This window comes from Cupriavidus sp. WS, from assembly GCF_000395345.1.
In the GTDB taxonomy this organism is placed as follows: domain Bacteria; phylum Pseudomonadota; class Gammaproteobacteria; order Burkholderiales; family Burkholderiaceae; genus Cupriavidus; species Cupriavidus basilensis_B.
Window position 1 is genome coordinate 1 of the sequence record NZ_AQPL01000599.1, and the last position, 5,739, is coordinate 5,739.

Below are 5,739 nucleotides of genomic sequence, written 5' to 3' on the forward strand. Positions count from 1 at the left end.
ACGGGTTTCAGGGTCAGCCCCGAGGTTTCCGACGAGTATGACTTTATTGATAGATGCCATGTTGATTCCTAGTTAGTGGATTTTGTCGATGCGCCAGAGCCATTTGTCCCATAGCTTCTGATTGCCATCGTTGTCGAGCATCGGCTTGCCGCTACGTTCGTGGAACGCCGGCACCTTTACCTTTTCGAGCCGGGTGACCCTCACGTGGTCGCCGAGCGTGCATTTCGCTTCCGCGATGGCGTCCTTCAAGCCCTCGCCTTGGAGCGTCACTTCAGCTGCAGCACCGGTGTCGACCCGGATCGCGAACGATGTGTAGAACTTGGGCGGGGCGCTGCCACGTTTGGGGAATTTCATCTCTCCCCAGAACGCAAGCCGGCCAACCGTCGACGACTTGCTGCCGGCAATTGACCGCGCTGCAGGAACCTCGGAAGGCTGCGGCGTCGACGGCTGCCTCGCATCATCGACATGATCAGCCCCGGCTACCCGTTCTTTCACCCGCGTCGCCGGCGACGTCGGAACAGGATGCGGAGCGGCGGACGGAGAGGAGCGCGTCCGAGAGAGCGCCTCGGATATGGCCTGCTCCACCGTGCTGCCGCGGATTACCGCCTGCTTATTCCAGCGCGGAACGACCTCGGGCAAGAGCTTCTGTCCGAACCGGGTCTCGGTCACACGATGCTCGAAGGCTGCGACGAAATGCACGATGCTGTCTCCCTCATCACGAAACAGATGCGGGAGATCGGCAATCGTGATCTGGGTTTCATTCGGGGCGCCCTGCCCGACTGCAGAATCGGTCGGCCTCCGGCCTTCCGGTGCAGCACCGAGCAGTTGGGCACCCAGGCGCTTTATCGCGTTCAGAAGGGTCATGATGATTCAAAGAAGCGAGCCGCAGCACAGCCGGCGAACCTCATTGAGGTCTCGGCTGAGCACGGCATGGTTGAGGATGACGTCTTGCATCATCTCGGGATCGACTCCGCTCACTGAACAGACATAGGCGTATGGCAATGCGCCGTTCCAGTATCCAAAAATCCAGCCGAGCGTCATCGAGTAATCCTCGAGGTCGATCGGCTTTTTCTGAATACGGGCCCGAAGCATCTCCGCGCAGTCGATCAGGGACTCCGGTGTGTTGTCGCCTCTGCGGCTATCGCACGCCAGGCTGATGAGTGCATCGATCATCTGCTCTCGGACAGACTCGCTCCATAGCGACGGATCCGGGAGTGGTTCGACCTTGGGAGGGGAAACAAGGATGGCGGTAGCTTCACCGAAGAAGTCCAACTGCCATCCCGATGGAGTTTGGTCCATGAAGGTCTCCGAGACGGGACCCGAACTGCCCTCCGTGTTGGCGGGCAACGGATACCCGCGACAGGTGGGACTGCCGCCCCCAAGGGAAGGGGCGGCGAGGAATCAGGAACGGCGAGCCGTTCCTGTTCTGCGAATCGGCATCACCACGGCCGAGCGCTCGTACTGCAGCTCGGGTGGCTCAACGACGGCCTCCGGCGCTTTGGCGCGCTCGGTGGACTCGGGCATCGACACCTTCGGCGCTGCAGGAGTCTTACTCCCGAGAGCGATGAAGCGGTGATACAGCCACGAAGTGGCGACGATGGTCAGAAAGATCCCGACGATGAGTGACTGCGAGGCCAGGTACAGCACCATGCAGAACATGAACAGCTTGAACGGACGCTTGATCGCGTTGTTGACGAAGGATTCCATGGTTTTCTCTCTAGAAAACGAAGCAGTTGGATTTCCTGGCTGAACTGCCAGGCGATTATTCGATGCTCGTTGAGCAAGGAATCCTTCGAAGCGGGCACGACAACGCGCTTGCGGCATGCCGGAGCATTGCGCAAGAACGCTATGTGATCGGGAAATGGATTAGGCGAGGAGCGAGGCTAGAACGTTCGCCGGAGTCGATGCGTGAACACGCAAGGGAGAATTTACACCACTTCTAATTCGTGCGCAACGCCGTGCGCTCAACACTGCGGGCCTCAGATTTATCGCTGAAAGACGGCATAGAGAGCGCCTCTTTCCGAGGCCAACCCAAGATCATGATATTGGGAAATGGACGGCACCTTCCACTGAGGGCCGCTCCTCCCTGCTCCGCAGTCCAACTACGCCTCTCAGCCGCTTGGTCAACCTGTATATACAGGGCATCCCTCCTAGGGTAGGTCTATAAGGACGCCCTTTCGCGTCGATAACTAGGTCCTTGAGGTCATCATTTGATGGCCACCTGCGAAAACTAGGTCGAAATAGCGAGTTCTCACAAGAAATGACCATCGCGACCCGGGCTAATCTCCGTCGGGAACGTGCCAACTCGCCGAGTTCTTGCACATTGCCGATGCCCTTGACTTTGGATTCAAAGGATTCCGCAACAACTTTCGACACACCAGATCCAGGCCACCCTGCAGCACTTCGCCCCGCTTGTTGACGCAGTCGACACCGATTCGCTGGCCCTTCGCCCTTGACTTTGCACAGCAGGATGTAGCGTTGAACGGTTGGACAGGAAAGCGAAGTTCACCATCAACACATAGGAACAAGAAGCATGAGCAATACCCATCTCACCGCGCCGTCGGAGCCTCGCCGAGAAATCTCGATCCTCGAGCTGACGCGGCTTCTGCTTGGCTCCGAGGTGGACACCGCTTCAATCGGCCGTATCGTTCATGCTGCCGAGCAAATTTCTCAGGCGCGCGATCGAATTCGGACCGAGTACATGATTATTGGGTCCCACTTGGCTGATATCCACCAGACACTCTACATCGCCATAAACAAACGCATTGATAACCCAACCAAAGCGCGGGCGCAGGCGAGCCGCCTGCTGAACGACTACGCTTCCCGGAGCCTGCAGATCAGCAAGCACACTGCGATTCAATACCTCCAGGTATATCAGCGATTCGTGAACAGTAACGAAGCCATTGAGTTTCTCAACCTGGGCGAGCTCACGATCTTGAAGCGGTCGGACATCTCGGAGGAAGAAGTCCAGCTACTGGTCAACGCCAAGAAGCGCCAGGAGTCCTTCTCTCGCGACGAGATCATCCCATTCATTGAAAGGTATCGAGCAGCGTCGGATGAGGTCAACACGTTGATGGCGGCCTTGGAGAGCGCGAAGGAACAACTCTCCAACGGCCTGGCGCAAAAAACCGAGCTCGAATTGGAGATCAAGTATCTGCGCGAGCGCGCGACTAGCGCCGACACCAAAGAGTCCGAGCACCGCGAAGCACTCGCCGCGGCGCAGGCTGCCCTTGACTCTCAAAGCCACACCGTCCAGTCACAACGCGTCTCTATCGATCGGCTGAAGCGTGAAAAGGAAACCGTCGAGAAGGCAATTGCCGACATGCGGGTTCGCGAGGTGGTACGCGAAGTCACCGTCGAGGTGGTGCCACCGGCATACAAGAGCGTAGCGGACGCGATCGACACCGCGAAACGTGAACTCGCCGAAACCGAAAGCGAGCTCAACCAGAAGAAGCAGCAGCTCAGCTCGATTGCAACGGAGCTTCTCGATCGAGAAACAACGGCTGCCGAACAGGGGCGCATGGAGATTCGACTAGCAGGACTCAAAGCCGACATCGACGAGGCCACTATGAAGGTTCGTTCGGCAACCAGCCTTGGCACCATCAGTCGAGCACACCAACCTCACATCGCATCCATTCGCGACAGCATGCGCGCTCTATTGGATGCGGTACAGACAGCATTCGGAGATTGATCTTGAAACCTGCCACACCTAACAACCCCCAACAAAGCGTGCCTGCGTGGGTCCTGGATCGGGTTTTCTCGGCCAACTTTCGTCTCTCGTCGTATCTGCTGAACGCGATGACGGTCAATACCGGGCTCGTGTCGGTATTTGAGGTAGACCAGTCGCAGCTCGCCCAGCTTCGAGACGACTTGTCCATGTCGGCACTCCTCTTCAACAGTCCGTTTCTGGCCTACTCTCCCACGCTGTCCACGCCAGAGGATTGGCGGTCCTTCATTGACGGCAGAACGCCAACCAAGACGCTTGTTGAACTGCACAAGAAGATGCCCGATCTATCGGTCGTCGACTCCATGCTGCTCGAGCAGGCAAACCGCTCGTACGTCGGTGCCATGTACGACGTGCTGAACATGTCCGCCCTCGCGGCTCCGCTGCTTGGCATTTCCAATGAGCTGGCGGCATACCTACGCTCGGTGCCGCAACATGAGATTGACCTCGCGATCTCGGAAAGGAAGGTGCCGCTGTTTCAGTGGCGTATCCAAAACCGACTCTTCTGGTACGAATCCGTTGCCGGAACGTTGACGCCCGAACTCGTCGCGCACTACCTGATGGATACGTCCCCAACTCGCGCGGATCGAATGCCCCATTCCGGCGTATGGGGTCACTTTCAACTCCCGAGGCTGGCCGTCGATGCGTATTGTGAAGCCTTCATCAAGCTCGGGTGCCGAGCCATGAGTGTGGCCACGTTATTCAACGTGACGCCCAAGCGCACCCGAGATCTCTACACCCTCCTTCACGGCACGTCATCGCCGTCCGGGAAGCAACCTGATTCCGCGATTTGGTACCTCGATTCTGGCTCTAGGCGAGTCCAGTCGACGTTCCAAGTATGGCTCTTCCGGTGCGCGTTGGCGTCCGATTTGAACATCCCCTCTGCGTTTCTGGCCGCAATGGACGTCAGTAATCGTATGTTCCGAGAAGACAGGCTTCCGACAGAGCGCGCGCTTCACCTGCTGCGTTCGTTCGCCACCAACAACGAGCTTGCAATAAAGACCTGCCGTAGTTGCGGAACGCCATACCTTGCCTCAAATGCCGCCGCCCGCATCGAGCTTAGCAACTCGTTCCAGTGCCCTTGCTGCACCGGCGTCCTCTCCTCACCAAATGCGCCGAACCGGAAGCGTCTTCGCGGTCGGCCACGGAAAGGTCTTTCCCACGGTCGTTAGAACGTGGCCCCTAACTGCTCAACGGCTTTTATTGGAGATCTAATGCTCAGCGCCATCGCCATGCTCATATTGATAATGGCCTGGTTCATCGCTGGCTTTTTCGGCACGTGGTTTGTCGTCGGAATTCTGGCACTAATGCCGTCCTCCAGCATTCCCACCCTGGCCGAGTTTCTGGCAGCGAACCCGACGTGCAAGACGCACGCCGGCATATCGTGCAAATTCTGTGGCTCGAAGAGTATTCGCTTGTGGCGCGACGAGTCGGGATATGCAATCCGCCAACAACACTACTGCAACCACTGCAACGCGCTGCTGTATCGAAGCGGTTGATCGACGTTCGCCCAACGAAAGGACGATGTGAGGGACGCAGGATCTCGACTCCTTCCAGCCGCCGGCGCGCTGCCCTGGGCAATGAACCGGGCAAGGCCGGCTGCCGCGGTGCACCAGCTACCCGCACGCCGCGCCAGCCCGCCCGCTCCATGCCACGCCAAAGCCGCGCCAACTCGCGTGCAACACGGACGCGCGTAGCAGCGAGGATAGATCGAACTCTGCAGGGCGACCAGCGATCGGTTGGCAGGCATGCGGCGCACACGACGCCATTGGCGCCAGCCGCGGCGGCCAGTCACAGACATGCCTACTCGCCCCTCCACGCGCGCGAACTGGTCGACAGCGTACGCCAGCATCTCGCGGGTGCTCTCGCAGCGCCACCGCGCTGGCCACCGACATGAGAAGTGACGCACCGCGTCACGCCGATTTGGATGAAGCCCCCCGCACCAGAAAATTGGTGCCCTCGGGGAGGGAACAAAAGGGTACCGGCTAGCCTACCACGACCCGCCGCTCGCCGAT

The 5,739-nt window shown here is 58.8% G+C and carries 6 protein-coding genes; 3 read left to right on the plus strand and 3 right to left on the minus strand.

Annotated features, from left to right (window positions below; genetic code table 11):
• Positions 1-72: 72 nt before the first annotated feature.
• The 3 genes from K206_RS43430 to K206_RS0135340 all read right to left on the minus strand — a co-directional run bounded on the left by K206_RS43430 (position 73) and on the right by K206_RS0135340 (position 1,707).
• The gene (locus tag K206_RS43430) at positions 73-864 is read right to left on the minus strand and encodes a hypothetical protein (RefSeq protein ID WP_043367834.1); all 792 of its coding nucleotides are present in this window, start codon (positions 862-864) and stop codon (positions 73-75) included.
• 6 nt (positions 865-870) lie between these two features.
• The gene (locus tag K206_RS0135335; RefSeq protein WP_020424035.1) at positions 871-1,299 is read right to left on the minus strand and encodes a hypothetical protein; all 429 of its coding nucleotides are present in this window, start codon (positions 1,297-1,299) and stop codon (positions 871-873) included.
• A 102-nt stretch (positions 1,300-1,401) separates the two neighbouring features.
• Positions 1,402-1,707, minus strand: coding sequence for a hypothetical protein (locus K206_RS0135340; RefSeq protein WP_020206972.1), 306 nt, complete (start codon positions 1,705-1,707; stop codon positions 1,402-1,404).
• A gap of 826 nt (positions 1,708-2,533) precedes the next feature.
• Between K206_RS0135340 and K206_RS40320 the strand changes: the two genes are divergently transcribed.
• Genes K206_RS40320 through K206_RS40330 form a run of 3 tightly spaced genes read left to right on the plus strand, consistent with a single transcriptional unit; the run spans position 2,534 to position 5,223 of the window.
• Entirely contained in the window at positions 2,534-3,691 is a 1,158-nt protein-coding gene (locus K206_RS40320; RefSeq protein ID WP_020206973.1) for a hypothetical protein, read from the plus strand.
• A gap of 2 nt (positions 3,692-3,693) precedes the next feature.
• Entirely contained in the window at positions 3,694-4,896 is a 1,203-nt protein-coding gene (locus K206_RS40325; RefSeq protein WP_052166053.1) for a FlhC family transcriptional regulator, read from the plus strand.
• Positions 4,897-4,938: 42 nt separating this feature from the next.
• Entirely contained in the window at positions 4,939-5,223 is a 285-nt protein-coding gene (locus tag K206_RS40330; protein WP_020206975.1) for a hypothetical protein, read from the plus strand.
• Positions 5,224-5,739: the final 516 nt, after the last annotated feature.

Excerpts from the sequence above, each read along its gene's own strand:
- K206_RS43430 (WP_043367834.1), bottom strand. The coding sequence starts at position 864 with ATGACCCTTCTGAACGCGATAAAGCGCCTGGGTGCCCAACTGCTCGGT.
- K206_RS0135335 (WP_020424035.1), bottom strand. The coding sequence starts at position 1,299 with ATGGACCAAACTCCATCGGGATGGCAGTTGGACTTCTTCGGTGAAGCT.
- K206_RS0135340 (WP_020206972.1), bottom strand. The coding sequence starts at position 1,707 with ATGGAATCCTTCGTCAACAACGCGATCAAGCGTCCGTTCAAGCTGTTC.
- K206_RS40320 (WP_020206973.1), top strand. The coding sequence starts at position 2,534 with ATGAGCAATACCCATCTCACCGCGCCGTCGGAGCCTCGCCGAGAAATC.
- K206_RS40330 (WP_020206975.1), top strand. The coding sequence starts at position 4,939 with ATGCTCAGCGCCATCGCCATGCTCATATTGATAATGGCCTGGTTCATC.